Source organism: Niastella caeni (assembly GCF_004834005.1).
Classification (GTDB): Bacteria; Bacteroidota; Bacteroidia; order Chitinophagales; family Chitinophagaceae; genus Niastella; species Niastella caeni.
This window is the reverse complement of record NZ_STFF01000001.1, coordinates 499,474-515,973: the sequence shown is the minus strand read 5'-3', so window position 1 is coordinate 515,973 and position 16,500 is coordinate 499,474. Positions and strand designations below refer to the sequence as shown.

Here is a 16,500-nt window from a genome sequence, read left to right as displayed (position 1 = left end):
CGGGTTGGTGTAATTTCCCACACAATTTAAAAGGCGTACCACTTATGGCAGATGTGAAAGTTAAAAAGCCGGCACAAACAAAAAACGAACAAATAACCGGCATTGAATCAGATGAGGCAATACATGTTTTTGGTGCACGGGTTCACAATCTTAAGAATATCGATATCAGTATCCCTAAAAATAAACTGGTTGTAATAACAGGCATCAGTGGCAGTGGTAAATCGTCACTTGCTTTCGATACAATATATGCGGAGGGTCAACGCCGTTATATGGAAAGCTTTGGCGCTTATGCCCGGCAGTTTATTGGCGATATGGAACGACCTGATGTAGATAAGATCACTGGTTTGTCGCCAGTGATATCCATTGAACAAAAAACGACTAACAAGAACCCGCGTTCCACTGTGGGCACTATTACAGAAGTATACGATTTCCTGCGGCTTTTGTTTGCCCGCGTTGGGGAGGCATATAGTTACAATACGGGGAAAAAAATGGTCAAGTTCAGCGAAGAAGAGATCGTTGATAATATCTACAAAAAATTTAAAGCAAAGAAAATAACATTACTGGCGCCATTGGTGCGTGGGCGCAAAGGGCATTATCGCGAACTGTTTGAAGATATTCGCAAAAAAGGTTATCTCAAAGTACGCGTCGATGGCGAGGTAAAAGACCTTGTTCCCAAAATGCAGGTCGACCGCTACAAGATCCACGACATAGAAGTGGTTATTGACCGCATGGCTGTAACTGATGATATGAAAGTGCGGTTAAGTCAAAGTGTGCAGAAGACCTTACAAATGGGGAAGGAACTGATGTTTTTGTTAGTGCATGATGCTGCACCTGCTAATGCAAAAAACGGTAAAGCAGCGGTAGCGGCAGAGACTCTTGTGCAATATTCCCGGCAGTTGATGTGTGAGGAAACCGGTATCAGTTACGAAGAACCCTCACCTAACAGTTTTTCTTTTAATAGCCCGTATGGTGCTTGCCCTACCTGTAAAGGGCTCGGCAATGTGTACCAGATAAGCATGGAGGCTGTTATACCTGATCCTTCGTTAAGCATTAATGAAGGTGGTATAGCGCCATTGGGTGAAGAAAGAGATAATTATGTATTTAACCAGGCTCAACGACTGGCAAAAAAGCACAAGTTCAGTTTGGATGTACCAATGAAAGACATGCCGAAGAAAGCACTGAACCTGATCTTATATGGTAATGAAGCCGGATCGCAGGAAGAACATCTGGATTTTGATTCCATTGGTCCCGAAGCGAACATCTACACCGAAGAGTTTGAAGGGGTGGTACCACAATTAAAAAGATGGTTTGCCGCCAGCTCAAGTGATTCGGTGCGTCAGTGGACAGAACAGTTCATGGAATTAAAAACCTGTACTACCTGTAACGGGGCCCGGCTTAAAAAAGAAAGCCTCTGGTTCAAAGTAGATGAAAAAAATATTTCAGAGCTGAGTGAGCTGAACCTCGATAAACTGATCCTGTGGTTTAAAGGCATTGAAAAAAGATTATCTACTAAACAGAATACCATTGCAAAAGATGTGTTGAAGGAAATTCGTGAACGGTTACAGTTCCTGCTCGATGTGGGGTTAACTTATCTTACCCTCAACCGCTCGTCCCGTACGCTTAGCGGTGGCGAATCGCAACGCATACGGTTGGCTACACAGATCGGTTCACAATTACAAGGCATTACTTACATCCTCGATGAACCGAGCATCGGTTTACATCAACGCGATAATCACCGGTTAATTGAAGCATTGAAAAACCTGCGCAATATCGGGAACAGTGTGCTGGTGGTAGAGCATGATAAAGACATTATGCTGGCCGCAGATCACCTGGTTGATATTGGTCCGAAAGCCGGTTTTCATGGCGGAAGGGTAGTTGCACAGGGTGAACCTGGTGCGTTACTGAAGTTAGATACGCTTACATCGGCCTACCTGAATGGGATCCGGGAAATTGCTGTTCCCAAAGAAAGAAGAAAAGGGAATGGAAAAGTACTGGAATTAATTGGCGCCAATGGCAATAACCTGCAAAAGGTAACTGCAAAATTCCCGCTTGGTAAATTTATTGTGGCAACCGGTGTGAGTGGCAGCGGTAAATCAACCCTTATCATTGAAACGCTGTATCCCATCTTAAGCAAGCATGCCTTTAATTCAAGAATGACGCCGCTTGAATATAAAAGTATCAAAGGGCTTGAGCATATTGATAAGGTGATTGAAATTGATCAGTCGCCCATTGGCCGCACACCGCGCAGTAACCCCGCTACCTATTGTGGCTTCTTTACCGATATAAGAACATTGTATGCGGCGGTGCCTGAAGCCAAGATCCGTGGGTATAATGCCGGCCGTTTTTCTTTCAATGTAAAGAATGGCCGTTGCGATGTGTGTGAAGGCGGTGGTATGCGGGTAATAGAAATGAACTTTTTACCCGATGTATATGTGCACTGCGAAAAATGCCAGGGTAAACGGTATAACCGCGAAACACTCGAGATCAGGTATAAAGGTAAAAGCATCAGTGACGTGCTGGATATGACGGTTGATGATGCGGTTGAGTTCTTCCAGAACGTGCCGTACTTATACCGGAAGATAAAAGTGCTGCAGGAAGTTGGGTTGGGGTACATTACGTTGGGGCAGAGCGCGGTTACTTTAAGTGGGGGAGAAGCGCAACGCGTAAAACTGGCTACCGAATTATCGAAAAAAGATACAGGTAAAACATTTTACATTTTAGACGAGCCTACTACCGGTTTGCATTTTGAAGATATTCAGCATTTGCTCGATGTGCTCAATAAGCTGGTTGATCGGGGCAATACGGTGTTAGTGATAGAACATAATATGGATGTGATTAAAGTAGCCGATCATATTATTGACCTTGGTCCGGAAGGTGGCGACGGCGGCGGGCAAATATTGTTTGAAGGAACCCCTGAAGACCTGCTGAAAGTGAAAGCAAGCCATACAGCGAAGTTTTTAAAAGAAGAATTAAAATAAGTTGACAATGGAAAGAGTAATAATAGATATGGATGAGGTAATAGCTGATCCTATGGGCGCCATGATTACCTGGTATGAAAAAGCTTATGAGTTACCAGTTGACTTTAGTAAGATGAAAGGATCGTGGCTTTTGGGTTTTCCCGAGCAACATCATTCCCTGGTGCGTGAGCGGTTGCATGAACCGGGTTTTTTCAGGGACCTGCCCGTAATGAAAGATAGTATAGACGTATTAAAAGAGATGAATAAACGATACGAGATCTTCATTGTATCGGCTGCCACTGAATTTCCCAATTCATTAAAAGATAAGCTGGACTGGTTACTGGAACATTTCCCATTCTTTTCCTGGAAGCAATTGGTGCTTTGTGGTGAAAAGCGCATGGTGTACGGCGATCACATGATAGACGATCATGTACGTCACCTGCAGTATTTTAATGGTAAAAAACACCTTTTTACGGCTGCTCATAATAAAGATATTACCGGTTACGACCGGATCAATAACTGGCAGGATGCCGCTACAATTTTTCTACAATAATACTTACCGCCTTCACTGATACCTTTCTGCGGTTGATTCTCACCCCATAACAGGCTAGCTCACAGGCTTCATTTTAGCCCTGGCTTTGTATTATTATTGGTGTTAATGTGACTTTTATTAACATACTGTTCATTTGTGCAAACGGTTTCGGAAAGACTTTTGAAGGATGCAAATAAATTACCATTTATTTATCTTATCTTGAGCCCCGAAAGGCGAATTCCCTGCAGGTTATTTCTTTCTTCAGTCTTTATCCCTTAGGCTGATCCCATTTCCATTTATTGAGAGATTGTATTCATATGATAAGTGCATGGTTGCTACTTGCCATATGCGATTTTTTTTTTTGTAAACCAAACTAATGTTACAATGAGAAAATTTCAGCTAATGCTGGGATTCGTGATGTTGCTGTGCATGCAATTACGGGCTCAGCAAAGAAACATTACCGGTAAAGTAATCGACGGCAGTGGTAATCCCATTCCTAATGCCTCTGTAATTATCAAAGAAACCAATGCGGGCACTTCTACGTTGAATGATGGTACCTATTCAATAACCATCTCTCCGCAGTCAAAAACAATTATTTTTTCAGCCGTTGGCATGCAGCCTACCAGTTTTTCTATTGGTAACAAAGGGGTTATCAATGTAACTATGGAAGCTTCAGATAAGAACCTTTCCGAAGTAGTAGTGGTAGGTTATGGTACGCAGAAAAAAGCAACCACTACAGCTGCCATAGTAAAAGTAGGTGGCGATAAACTGGAGAACAGACCCCTGGTATCGGTAGATCAGATGTTGCAGGGAGCTGCGGCCGGTTTGCAGTCTACTGCTTCTACTGGTCAGCCCGGTGCTAACCAGGGGGTGCGTATCAGGGGTATCGGTTCATTTTCCTATGGCGGATCACAACCGCTGTATGTAGTTGACGGCGTTCAGATCAATTCCGGTGACCTGTCGAATGGTAATGGTGTTGGTACCAGCGGTACCGGTTCATTTAGTATCAACCCCAGTACAAACGTATTGGCAACTATAAATGCGAATGATATTGAAAGTATTACTGTATTAAAAGATGCGGCTGCTACTTCCATCTACGGATCGCGTGGGTCTAACGGCGTTATTATTATCACTACCAAAAGTGGTAAACAAGGCAAAGCCCAATTCAGATTCGATGCAGAATCAGGTAATAACAAGGTTATTCCATTGCCCGATGCAGGCAAACCATTGCGTGCATCTGACTGGTTAATGTTATTGCGCGAAAGTTTGGTAAATGAAGGAAAGCTTACTTCGCAGGAAATTGATAAGCAACTGCACGATTATGGAGATACCAGCGGCGTTGATACCGATTGGCTGAACCTGATACAAAGAACAGGTACCCAGCAGCAATATAATGTAAGTGCTACCGGTGGTGAGGGCAAATTGAAATATTTCTTATCGGGCGGCTATTTCAAACAACAGGGCACTACTATTGGTACCGATCTTAAAAGATATACCGGTAATTTGAAAATTTCCTATGCCGTTACAGATAAACTAACGCTAAGCACCAAAATAACCATTGGTAATGTTAGGCAAAATTCTGCATTGGCATCAAGCGGTACTACCGGTGGTGGTGGTTATTTTGGCAACCCAACCTATGCAGCATTGACATTACGTCCCACACAAAACCCGTTTAACGCAAACGGAACGTATAATATCAGCCCCACCGTTTCGGGGTTTCCTTCCCATTATAATCCATTGTTTATTGCCAAAAACGATAAAAGATGGCTAAAGGCCGTACAGGGCTTGGTAAACCAGTCATTGGAATATAAGATCATTACGGGACTTAAATTCACCAGTACCCTGGGACTTCAATATGCTACCAATGAAGAATACCAGTTTAATAATCCATTCCATGGCGATGCTGCCGGTGCTTCCGGTGAAGGGATCTCGTTATACTCCCGTAACTTTTTGTGGGACTGGATCAACCAGTTGGATTATCACTATGACATCTGGAAGGATAAGAAGTTGTATGCAGATCTTAAAGTAGGCCATGAGTCTATTAAGAATAGTTATTACAGGCAGATAGGCGATGTTACCGGTTTCCCTCCTAATGCCGATCTGTATTATTCAACCAATGGGGCTACATCTACAAATGGTAAAGCCGTTGGGGAAGATTATTCGTTCGAAGGATATTATTCAAACGTGAATATTAGCTTAGATGATAAGTATAATTTATACGGTAGTTACAGAAGGGATGCCTCTTCGAGGTTCAGTTTAAACAACCGATGGGGAAGTTTTGCATCCGTAGGTGCTTCGTGGAATGCGAGCAATGAAGATTTCTTTCAACCGTTGCTGTCTGTTGTTTCCAATTTAAAATTACGGGCGAGCTATGGTAACAATGGGAATGCTGAAATTCCAAACTATGCGTGGCGCCAGACCTATGGTTATGGTTATAATTACAATGGTGTAGCCGGTGGTCGTTTTGATAACATCGGTAACAGCGAGCTTACCTGGGAAAAGAATAAGCAGTTAGATCTTGGTGTGGATATAAGCTTTCTGCGAAACAGGTTGAATATATCTTTTGATTATTACAAACGTATTACAGATGATGCGCTGTTGGGGCAGCAAATTTCCCGTACAACCGGCTTCCTTAACTTTATCAATAACATAGGCGATATGGAAAATAAAGGGTATGAGCTAACCGTAAATGCCATGCCTGTTCAAACAAAAGACTTTGCCTGGGAGATCAATTTCAACATCACACACAATACGAATAAAGTAACCAGCCTTCCAGCAGGAAATCAACCCAGCCCGCAAAACAGCCTCTTTTACCTGAGCGAGGGTAAATCATTGTATTCCTACTTTAACCGCGGCTGGGCTGGCGTAGATCCGGAAGATGGCGCGGCGATGTGGTATAAAGACAGTTCAAAAACCACTACAACAAAAAGCAGAGCGGAGGCAGGCTTATTTTTTGTAGGTAAAAATGCCGATCCCAAGTACTTCGGTTCGCTTGGCAATACATTAACCTATAAGAATATTTCCCTGTCATTTGATTTTTATTATAACTATGGTAACTATATCATGGAGGCTTATATGCAGTACTTCATGGATGGCAGTTATGCTACCCGTGGTAAATATGCCATTAACATGAACAGGTGGCAAAAGAAAGGCGACGTTACCAATGTGCCGAAATACACTTTCGGCGTGTTAAATACTTCATCAGGTTCCGACAGGTTGCTTTTCAAAGGAGATTATATCCGGTTAAGAAATGTGCAAATGGGCTACAGGCTCAATAGCAAAACCATATTGGACAAACTGCATCTTTCTTCTTTAAGTGTATATGCAAGAGGCACCAATTTATGGACAAAAACGTATGACGATCAACTTTTAAATGATCCAGAACAGGGGATTTTGGGCATTAACCAGCAAGCGGTAAGACCTTCCAGGTCGTATACCGTTGGCGTTAATATCGGCTTTTAATTTTTGAATCATTAAAATCAGTTGTAATGAAAAATCGGATGTTATCCATCAATTATAAAATATACCTGTTGGCTTTAGGTACGCTGGCAATAGCAGGTACTTCATGTAAAAAATCTTTTCTCGACCAAACGCCTTATACTGCCGTTCCGGCAACCAGCGCAGTGACCAATGAGGCAAGTATGTATACGGCTGTAGTAGGCATGTATTCTTCACTTCGCGCTACCGATTTCTATGGAAGAACGTTTGCTATCAAAGGCGATCTGATGTCGGATAATGCGTTTTTATCAACGCAGAACTCGGGAAGGTACACTGGTTTTAACAACTACGACATGGATAAAACCAATGGTTATCCAAGCGCCATCTGGCAAAACAGTTATGCGGCTATAAAAAATACCAACCTCATCATCAATTCGAACCTGGCCATCAGCAACGATAATATCAGCCAGCTATATGCAGAAGCGTATGCACTGCGCGGGATGATCTATTTTGACCTGGTAAGGAATTTTGCTTTACCCTACGTTGGTAATGAAAACAAGCCAGGTGTTCCAATTGTGCTGGAGTTTAATCAAAGCATAAAACCTGCCCGCGATACTATTTCAAAAGTGTATGCCCAGATCCTTTCTGATCTGAATAGGGCGTATTCACTGGCAAAGTATGACCTTGGTTCAACCATGACCTTCCTTTCAACCGGTGCTACCCGTGCTGTGAATACTTCTTTTGTAACAAAATATGTTATAGAAGCATTGCTGGCGCGGGTATACCAGCATATGGGTAACTGGGCTGCGGCAAAAACAGCAGCGCTGGATGTGGTGAATAACGGCGGTTACTCATTAATTGCCAGCACCGCACTGGTTGGTTATTGGGCTGGTACGGCTCCGCGTCAGGATAAAGTGGAGACCATGTTTGAAGTGACCTCAGACGCCAATAACAGCGTTTCTGACGGCACCCTGGCAAATTTATATGTTCCGAAGCCTACAGGCAGTTACGGGGATATTCTGGCTACAAAAGCGTTGTACGACTCTTATGCGGCCACTGATGTACGCAGAGGCCTGTACAACCCTTCAACAAGGACCGGACAATTAGGGACTGCTTATTATGTAACTAAGTATCCCATCAACACGATCTCTTATGACGATGTAAAGGTTGTTCGCTATGCAGATGTGTTGCTGATCCTAGCTGAAGCCTGCTATAATACGAGTGATGAAACAAATGCATTGAAGTATGTGAATATGGTAGCTCAAAAAAGAGATCCTTCCTTTGCAGGCTATACAACAACCGGTGCTGCCGTGCTGGAATCTATTTTAACCGAGCGGCAGAAAGAGCTGGCTTTTGAAGGTTATCGGTTCTGGGACCTGTACCGGTTGAAAAGAACGTTTACCAAACCGCAGGCGCAGGATGCCAACAGTGTGATCGTTAAGAGTGTTGTGGTATCGCCAGCAACCAGGAATATTGTATTTCCCATTCCTTATGATGAAGTATTGGTAAATAAAGGTATTCAGCAAAACGATGGCTATTGATACAGGAACAAAATAATTATCGCAAAAAGGGTTGGCGTAAATGCCTGCCCTTTTTTAATGCAGAAAGGTGAAGGCAGAATGCTAAAGGCTGAACGCTGAATGCAAAAGGCAGAATAAAGTTCCTGTAATTATTGTAGATGTGGCATAAGCGCGAGCCGGGTGTTAGGCGTTGCGTGTTTAGCTATGGGCATAAAAACAAGTAGCCGGCAATTGTTCATCGCCGGCTACTGAGGATACTGGAATTAACCAGAAGAATTTTTAAGCCAATAAGCAAGCGCAGGGAGTGATTAATAAAATCTTTGTGTTTCAGGGTACTTAAAAATAGGGAACGGATCAGGTTTTGACTCAACCGGATATATGGATTTTACTAATTTCCCTGCAGCTTATTGGTTTATAAGTTGTGGTTGCAAAGAGCTTTGTTGTCGTTGCCGTTTCCGGCAACGGATTTATCTTATGATCACCTGCCCATTCTCGATCCGTTCATCATCACTGAATACTTCGAACAGGTAACTGCCTTTTTCAATGTTGTCGATAACAGTGGTTTGCTTGCTTTTAATATTCGCTTGCCTGATCAGATGTCCTGCAACGTCAAATAAAAATAGCTGGTATACTTTCCCCTCAGATCCACGCACACTAAAGAACAGCACATCGTGCTCAGCGTTCGGATACAACTTGATCCTGTGCTTTTTACTGGTAATTTGTTTTTGTACCAGGATTGTATCAGTAGAATAAGTAGGTACTGGTAATGGACAACCGATGGAGGTATGTGCGCCTGTCAACAATAATGCTATTGTTAACAGCACAGAGATTTTAAGGGTACGACAATACTTTCCTACGGTTTCGCTAGTGATCATGGGTTCGAAATTGCTACCTCGTTAGAGGCCAAAAAGTTTTCAAAAGGGTACGGATCAACGATATCTTGAATACGGAAATTGTAACTATTTAGAATCTAACCGGACAACGGGTTGAGCTGCCATAACTGTTTCCTCTGCCTAATCTGAAACCTAATTTTACGTTCATAGAGAAATATGCGTCATTATTGGTTGCGGTTCCTCTTTTTGAACCAACTGCATATGGAGTAGTAGCGCCATAGTTTCCACTCTTATTAGCCATTCTTGCAGCCAGTTGTGCCTGTGCCAGCGGTAAATGAGCATAGAAAGTAGCAGGGTCAATATAAGTAGTACTTACGTCATCAATATAATCAGTAAACGTAGTTCTGTGAAGAATTTCCAGGGATACGTTAACACTTTCGCTGAGGAAATATTTTGCACCAAAGCCTAAAGGAATGTTCAATTGTGTTAATTTATATTCTTTACGGCCAGGATATTCTGCAAAACCTTGTCCTTCGGTGTGCAAAGGTTTCAGATCAACCCACTCTTTAGTCAGCGGATCAGTGCCTTGCGGATTAAAATGGAAAAAACCAACACCGCCTACCAAATAAGGTCTGAGTCTTCCAAAAACATCAGAAGGATCGTTTTCCAGGAAAACGGTTGGATAAAATTCTGCCAGCACCATTCCTTCGGTTATCCGCGAGCGGAAGTTTGAGTTGCGGTATTTGCGGGCTTCTTCCAAACCACCTTTACCTTTGATGATAGCATCATCACCTCCCAATGTACCTCTGTTGAGCGCTAATCTGAAACCCAGCCATTCATTCGGCTGATAAGTAAGGTATGCGCCAAAAATAAATTTGGTCATCGGAAAGTTGTTGTCTTTGATAAACTTGGTGCCTCGTCCGGCGTTACCACCCAGGTCGCCAAGGAAGTTGGAGGGGCCAACAGAAATGCCTACTTCGATAACGGAGGAACTTTCGGTGTACTGGCCAAAAGAAGAAATGCAAGTGCCTGCACCAACCAGTAAGAGCAAGCTACACCTCCATACAGAGTGTAAAATTTGTTTCATGAGAATATCAGATTTAGTTTTCAGACGGTCAGAGAAATCCGGCGCTAAAATAGTAAACGCCAGTCACACATACAATAAACGCAGAATTGTTCTTTTTTTGTGTGCAGCATTTAAAAAAATATTCAAATAAGTGTTTTAGTCTACTGTTTTCAACTGTTATCTGGTAGAAACATCTTAATGTGTTGAATACCATCTTCAAGATAAATGTCGCTGCATTGTTTAAATCCCAGTGAAGTGTAGAAATTACGGAGGTAAAATTGCGCTCCAATAGTTATCGTAGTTTTCCCCCACACATTGTATGTTGTACGAATGGAGTATTGCATTAGTAGTTTTCCGATGCCTGTTTGCCTAACTTTCGGCGATGTAACAACACGACCAATTGATGGTTCTTCGTATGCAACTCCTGCTGGTACCAGGCGTGTATATCCCGCTAATAAATCGTTTTTCCAGGCCATTACATGCAATGACACCTGGTCTTTATTATCTGCATCCTGAAAAACACAATTTTGTTCAACAACAAATACTTCACTGCGCAATTGTAAAATAGCATACAACTCATAAGGTGTGAGTTCGCTAAATGATTTATATGTAAAGGTTATATCGTTCACTTGTATCAATAGTATGTTGTTAGTAAAAGTTGGTAAGTAGTACATATTAGCGTGTAGCATGTTGCTATCACTATTAATATCCGTACTTATCTTTCCAAAGGTTCTTCAGGTATTTTCTTAATTCTTCTTCGCGGGCATTTTTACCTGGTGAATAAAACTTGCGGCCGGTAAGTGGTGGCGGCAAATATTCCTGGTTCGAAAAATTGCCCTCATAATCGTGCGAGTATTTATATCCTTTGCCGTAATCGAGCTTTTTCATCAGGCTGGTGGGTGCATTGCGAATGTGCAATGGTACGGGAAGGTCGCCGTGTTCGCGCACTGCAGCTATAGCATCATTAATGGCCACATACGAAGCATTGCTTTTGGGCGAGGTTGCCAGGTAAACGGCGCATTGCGATAAAATAATTCTTGCTTCAGGATATCCTATTTTATCTACTGCTTCAAAAGTTGCATTGGCCAGTACCAATGCCGTAGGGTTGGCATTGCCTATATCTTCACTGGCCAGTATCAACATGCGGCGGGCAATAAATTTTACATCTTCGCCGCCTTCTATCATTCTTGCCAGCCAGTATACGGCACCGTTGGGATCGCTGCCGCGCATACTTTTAATGAATGCAGAGATGATATCATAGTGTTGCTCGCCGCTTTTATCATACAGCGCAATCCGTTGCTGGGCAATTTCCATAACAGCATCGTCGGTCACTACGGCTGTTTCGCCCAGTGCATCAACCACGAGTTCCAGCAGGTTCAATAATTTGCGGGCGTCGCCGCCTGAAATGGTGATGAGGGCCGCTGTTTCCTTTAGCTCAATATGTTTTTTTTGCAGCAGCGGATCTTTGGCAATGGCATGTTGTAATAATTTTACCAGACTTTCTTCCTGCAATGGCTTTAATACATATACCTGGCAGCGACTGAGCAACGCGCTGTTTACTTCAAAAGAAGGATTCTCTGTAGTAGCGCCAATGAGCGTAACAATCCCCTTTTCAACGGCGCCTAACAGCGCGTCCTGTTGTCCTTTATTAAAGCGGTGTATTTCGTCGATGAATAAAATGGCCCGTTCTTTTTCTTTCGCCTCTGCAATTACTTCACGAACTTCTTTTACGCCCGAGCTAATAGCGCTGAGCGTGTAGAATGGAACCTGTAACGTTTGGGCTATGATATTGGCAATGGTAGTTTTTCCGGTGCCGGGTGGTCCCCATAAGATCATCGAAGGCACTTTTTCCTGTTCAATAGCTGTTCGCAAAATGCTTCCTTTACCGGTGAGGTGCTCCTGACCCGCCAGTTCATTCAACGTATTGGGGCGTAACCGTTCTGCAAGTGGTGTTGCTTCCATAATTATGGGAAGAAATAATACAGCCTCAAGTTAGTGAAATTTGAATGATTGCTGAATTGGCAGATGGCTGCCTTCGCTTCGATTAAAAGGAGGAATTTTATTCGGGATTGCGAGATGTCTTAATGAAACTGTTCATAAATCGGTAATCCCAACCATCAAACAATAAAGCCATCAAACCATTTCTTACCGAACGTTCTCCTTTAAGAATGCCAATGATCTTACTGGTACGGGTATTATGGCTTCTGGTCAAATTGTTCGTACCAACTGCCAACGGTATTTTGATGAATGAACCGCCGTAGCCTGAACATACCCGCCAAAAAAGCAAGATGTATGAGGAAAATAAACCATGAAAGCAACAAAACCGCGGTTGCCATAACCCAGTTATTGTTTTTCTGAATTTCAGAGTCAAATACAATGTGCACCATCCACCAGGTATTCACTACCTGGGCAAATAAATAAGCGATCAATATAAAGTTGATCAGGTATAGTATATTGAATACGCGCTTTTGCCTGGGACTCAGGGGAACATCGGGGTAATTATAGTTCAGTATTGATAACCCGTGATAAACAAACAGGAACACCAGGGTATAGGCAGCAAGATCTATGCAGCGTACCAGGATATTACTTTTATAAAATAACATCGCGAATGCCTGTACGCCCAGAAATGCCACCAGTACCAGTTGCACAATGCAAACGGCCCTGAATATTTTCCAAAAAGTGGTGAGTCCTTTCATAAAAAAAAAGTCCCCCGGATAGAGGGACTTTAAAGTAGTTCAAAAAATATTCTATTGCAAATTCAGTTTGATCTGTAATTCATCGAACTGCTTTTGATCGATGGCGCTGGGGGCATCGAGCATTACGTCGCGCCCACTGTTGTTTTTGGGGAAGGCAATAAAGTCGCGAATGCTTTCGCTGCCGCCCAAAATAGCGCATAAGCGGTCGAACCCGTAGGCAATACCACCATGCGGCGGCGCACCGTATTCAAAAGCACCCAGCAAAAAGCCAAATTTGTGCATGGCTTCTTCCTGGCTCATGCCCAGGGCGGCGAACATTTTTTCCTGCAGGTCGCGCTGGAAAATACGAATAGAACCGCCGCCAATTTCATTACCATTCAACACCATGTCGTACGCATTGGCCTTAATGTTAGCATACGGATGTTTTAAATACTCAGCCGCATTGTCAATCACCGGGCTGTTTTTGATCATAATGTCTATATGATCGGGCTTGGGTGAGGTGAATGGATGGTGACGCGCTACCCAGCGATTATCTTCTTCACTGTATTCGAACAGCGGGAAGTCGAGCACCCACAATAATTTAAATTCTTCTTTTTTGCGCAGGCCCAGGCGTTCGCCCATTTCCAACCGCAATTCGCTCGTGGCTTTGCGGGTCCTTTCTTCTGCACCGGCCAGTATCAGCACCAGGTCGCCTGCTTTGGCGCTAGCGGCATCGGCAATGGCTTTCAGTTTATCTTCTGTAAAAAATTTATCTACGCTGCTTTTATAAGTACCGTCGGCATTACATTTAATGAATACCAGGCCCTGCATACCGATCTGGGGGCGTTTTACCCACTCCGTGAGCTCGTCGGTTTGTTTGCGGGTATACTCTGCACAGCCGGGTACGGCAATGGCCAGCACGGTTTCAGCCTCGTTAAACACTTTAAAATCATTTCCGGCTATCAGTTCGCCGGCTGCAGGCAATTTGCCATCTTTGTTGAAGGCCGATTTTATATTGAGCAACTGCATGCCGAAGCGAATGTCGGGTTTGTCGTTTCCATACTGCCACATGGCGTCTTCCCAGGTCATGCGTTGCACTTTCTCGGTAACTTCAATGCCCTTCACAGCCTTGAAAATATGTTTGATCATGCCTTCAAACATGTTCAAAATATCTTCCTGTTCAACAAAGCTCATTTCGCAATCGATCTGGGTGAATTCCGGCTGGCGGTCGGCACGCAGGTCTTCATCGCGAAAACATTTCACCACCTGGTAATACCGGTCGTAGCCGCTCACCATCAATAATTGCTTGAAGGTTTGCGGTGACTGCGGTAAAGCATAAAACTGACCGGGGTTCATACGGGATGGCACCACAAAGTCACGCGCCCCTTCGGGAGTAGATTTTATCAGGAAGGGTGTTTCGATATCCATGAAATTATTCTCGTGCAGGTAATTGCGGGCAGCCCGGTTAACGGCATACCGCAGCTCGAGGTTCTTTTTCACCAGGTTCCGGCGCAGATCGAGGTAGCGGAATTTCATGCGCAGGTCGTCGCCGCCATCGGTATCGTCCTGGATGGTGAAGGGCGGTGTTACTGATTTATTAAGAATTGTAAACGATGCTATTTTAATTTCAATATCACCGGTTGGCAAATTGGGATTTTTATTACTGCGTTCAGAAACAACACCTGTAGCCTGTAATACAAACTCACGACCCAGCGGTTGCTGGTCGAGCTGATTATTCAGTTCTTCACCCAATAGCAACTGGGTAATGCCATAACGGTCTCTCAGGTCAATAAAAGTAATGCTGCCAAACTTTCTAATGGTTTGTACCCAGCCGGCCAGTGTAACCTGTTGCCCGGTTTGGGCGATCCTTAATTCTCCACAGGTATGAGTTCTGTACATCCTATAATATTTTATAAATCTCAAAAAAAACAAATTTCAAGAACCAAATTGAAATCCCAAGAACCAAACCCCAAGATCTAAAAAAATCTAAAATTCCAAGATCCAAAAATTTTAGAACCAGGAACCCAATACGCGGTTTTTGTTAATTGCGATCCGGTATTTTGGATTTTTTTTTGATTTGTTATTTGTGATTGGGTATTTCCCGCTCTTTAGCGGGTGGCAAAGGTAATTCAAAACGGGTATGCTTTCATATGCCTGGAAGGTAATGGATCGATTTCCAGGAGCTTGATTTTCAAAATCTGGCAGAATTTTGGTTTTTTTTATTTCTAAAACGCTGAATGCAGAACGCAAAACGCAAAACGCGGAACCTGCCGGCAGGCAGGGGCCGGCAAAACGCCCGCCCGGAACCGGTTGAGCGGGGAAAGTGGAAATCTGAATTTGACACCATGCGTTAGGCGTTAAGCATTCAGCGTTTAGCATTTTGTTAGGTAATTTTATTTATTTTTCTGCCCTGGATGTTATTGTTTTGCAATGGATAACAGGTTTTTAGGGAAGAAGTTGCGCAGACTGGTAACAAAATAAGGAGCTCAATTACCAATATCATATAATGGATTCCGGAATTTTCTTTTTACTGGTTGTAGTGGTTATAGGCGGTCTTTCGCTGGCGCATTACATTCGCAACTTTTATCGGGCCCAAAAGGTGAAAGAATTGTATGACCGAAAAAAGCAATCATACGATGCCATTTTACAACAGTATATTCCTTACTACCGCAATTTAGATGCAGCACAGCGGGAACGCTTCCTGAAAAGGGCCCTCATTTTCAAGAGTACCAAAAAATTTGAGTTTGTAGAAATGCTGGAAGAAGAGCACATGTCGCTTTTGATCAGTGCCGCTGCAATACAACTCACATTTGGCCTGCAGCATTACCTCATGGACCATTTTGACAAGATCTATATAATGAAACGGGATTACCATTTCGGGTTATTTAATGTGCCGTTCCAGGGCCATGTAAGTGACGATGGTATTTATCTTTCGTGGAATAATTTTTTAAGGTCTTACGCGAACTATTCCGATGGCGATAATGTTGCATTACATGAGATGGCTCACGCCCTGGCGTACGTAAATTTTACGGTGCATGATGGGGAAGATGAAGCGTTTCAGATCCGGTTTATGCGGTTTACGATAACCGGGCGGCAGGTATTTAACCGCATGAAAGCCGGGGAAATGAATATGCTGGGAAGTTATGCGGCTACCAACTACCAGGAGTTTTGGGCGGTTTGTGTAGAGAACTTTTTCGAAAGGCCGGAAGCGTTTAAAATGCAACTTCCTGAATTATATGAAGCTATATGTAAATTGTTGAATCAGGATCTGTTAAAACCCGGTTTACTGCTGCAGCCTGTGCAGGAAGTATACGCCTAGTGCTGACAGATATATAAATTTCCCCCTGGGGCTTCCTTTTTTAAAATTTTCTTTATACTTTGTACCCGGATTTACCCTCTAATGATCACCACCCTTTAATTGCCATTCCCCAGAATCCCTGAAAGCCGTACTGATCCATCTCTATTTGAAAACCATCTCT

At 43.2% G+C, this 16,500-nt stretch carries 11 protein-coding genes; 5 read left to right on the top strand and 6 right to left on the bottom strand.

Annotated features, from left to right (window positions below):
* The first annotated feature begins 44 nt into the window (after positions 1–44).
* The 4 genes from uvrA (at position 45) to FAM09_RS02045 (ending at position 8,468) form a co-directional block, all read left to right on the top strand.
* On the top strand, positions 45–2,978 hold the full coding sequence (gene uvrA, locus FAM09_RS02060) for an excinuclease ABC subunit UvrA (protein WP_136575414.1): 2,934 nt from the start codon (positions 45–47) through the stop codon (positions 2,976–2,978).
* 7 nt (positions 2,979–2,985) lie between these two features.
* Positions 2,986–3,510: a 5' nucleotidase, NT5C type gene (locus FAM09_RS02055; protein ID WP_136575413.1), complete on the top strand. Its 525-nt coding sequence runs from the start codon at positions 2,986–2,988 to the stop codon at positions 3,508–3,510.
* Between the two features lie 363 nt (positions 3,511–3,873).
* Complete coding sequence (locus tag FAM09_RS02050) at positions 3,874–6,951, top strand: SusC/RagA family TonB-linked outer membrane protein (RefSeq protein WP_136575412.1); 3,078 nt, start codon at positions 3,874–3,876, stop codon at positions 6,949–6,951.
* Positions 6,952–6,977: 26 nt separating this feature from the next.
* Entirely contained in the window at positions 6,978–8,468 is a 1,491-nt protein-coding gene (locus FAM09_RS02045; protein WP_136575411.1) for a RagB/SusD family nutrient uptake outer membrane protein, read from the top strand.
* 446 nt (positions 8,469–8,914) lie between these two features.
* Here the strand turns inward: FAM09_RS02045 and FAM09_RS02040 are convergent, their stop codons facing one another.
* The 6 genes from FAM09_RS02040 to aspS form a co-directional block, all read right to left on the bottom strand.
* Positions 8,915–9,322, bottom strand: a complete 408-nt coding sequence (locus FAM09_RS02040) for a T9SS type A sorting domain-containing protein (RefSeq protein ID WP_136575410.1) — start codon at positions 9,320–9,322, stop codon at positions 8,915–8,917.
* Positions 9,323–9,410: 88 nt separating this feature from the next.
* Positions 9,411–10,367, bottom strand: coding sequence for a DUF6089 family protein (locus FAM09_RS02035; protein WP_136575409.1), 957 nt, complete (start codon positions 10,365–10,367; stop codon positions 9,411–9,413).
* 149 nt (positions 10,368–10,516) lie between these two features.
* Positions 10,517–11,035 (bottom strand): GNAT family N-acetyltransferase, encoded by a 519-nt coding sequence (locus FAM09_RS02030; RefSeq protein WP_243751563.1) that lies wholly within the window; start codon positions 11,033–11,035, stop codon positions 10,517–10,519.
* Positions 11,036–11,048: 13 nt separating this feature from the next.
* Positions 11,049–12,308 carry a replication-associated recombination protein A gene (locus FAM09_RS02025; protein ID WP_136575408.1) on the bottom strand — a complete coding sequence of 420 codons (1,260 nt, stop codon included), beginning with the start codon at positions 12,306–12,308 and terminating at the stop codon, positions 11,049–11,051.
* Positions 12,309–12,541: 233 nt separating this feature from the next.
* Entirely contained in the window at positions 12,542–13,042 is a 501-nt protein-coding gene (locus tag FAM09_RS02020) for a hypothetical protein (RefSeq protein WP_136575407.1), read from the bottom strand.
* Positions 13,043–13,093: 51 nt separating this feature from the next.
* Complete coding sequence (aspS, locus tag FAM09_RS02015; RefSeq protein WP_136575406.1) at positions 13,094–14,920, bottom strand: aspartate--tRNA ligase; 1,827 nt, start codon at positions 14,918–14,920, stop codon at positions 13,094–13,096.
* A 607-nt stretch (positions 14,921–15,527) separates the two neighbouring features.
* Between aspS and FAM09_RS02010 the strand changes: the two genes are divergently transcribed.
* Positions 15,528–16,340 carry a zinc-dependent peptidase gene (locus FAM09_RS02010; RefSeq protein ID WP_136575405.1) on the top strand — a complete coding sequence of 271 codons (813 nt, stop codon included), beginning with the start codon at positions 15,528–15,530 and terminating at the stop codon, positions 16,338–16,340.
* The last annotated feature ends 160 nt before the right edge of the window (positions 16,341–16,500 follow it).

What these genes read in the sequence shown, in the direction of transcription:
- uvrA (WP_136575414.1), top strand. Translation starts at nt 45, where the DNA reads ATGGCAGATGTGAAAGTTAAAAAGCCGGCACAAACAAAAAACGAACAA.
- FAM09_RS02055 (WP_136575413.1), top strand. Translation starts at nt 2,986, where the DNA reads ATGGAAAGAGTAATAATAGATATGGATGAGGTAATAGCTGATCCTATG.
- FAM09_RS02050 (WP_136575412.1), top strand. Translation starts at nt 3,874, where the DNA reads ATGAGAAAATTTCAGCTAATGCTGGGATTCGTGATGTTGCTGTGCATG.
- FAM09_RS02045 (WP_136575411.1), top strand. Translation starts at nt 6,978, where the DNA reads ATGAAAAATCGGATGTTATCCATCAATTATAAAATATACCTGTTGGCT.
- FAM09_RS02040 (WP_136575410.1), bottom strand. Translation starts at nt 9,322, where the DNA reads ATGATCACTAGCGAAACCGTAGGAAAGTATTGTCGTACCCTTAAAATC.
- FAM09_RS02035 (WP_136575409.1), bottom strand. Translation starts at nt 10,367, where the DNA reads ATGAAACAAATTTTACACTCTGTATGGAGGTGTAGCTTGCTCTTACTG.
- FAM09_RS02030 (WP_243751563.1), bottom strand. Translation starts at nt 11,035, where the DNA reads ATGCTACACGCTAATATGTACTACTTACCAACTTTTACTAACAACATA.
- FAM09_RS02025 (WP_136575408.1), bottom strand. Translation starts at nt 12,308, where the DNA reads ATGGAAGCAACACCACTTGCAGAACGGTTACGCCCCAATACGTTGAAT.
- FAM09_RS02020 (WP_136575407.1), bottom strand. Translation starts at nt 13,042, where the DNA reads ATGAAAGGACTCACCACTTTTTGGAAAATATTCAGGGCCGTTTGCATT.
- aspS (WP_136575406.1), bottom strand. Translation starts at nt 14,920, where the DNA reads ATGTACAGAACTCATACCTGTGGAGAATTAAGGATCGCCCAAACCGGG.
- FAM09_RS02010 (WP_136575405.1), top strand. Translation starts at nt 15,528, where the DNA reads ATGGATTCCGGAATTTTCTTTTTACTGGTTGTAGTGGTTATAGGCGGT.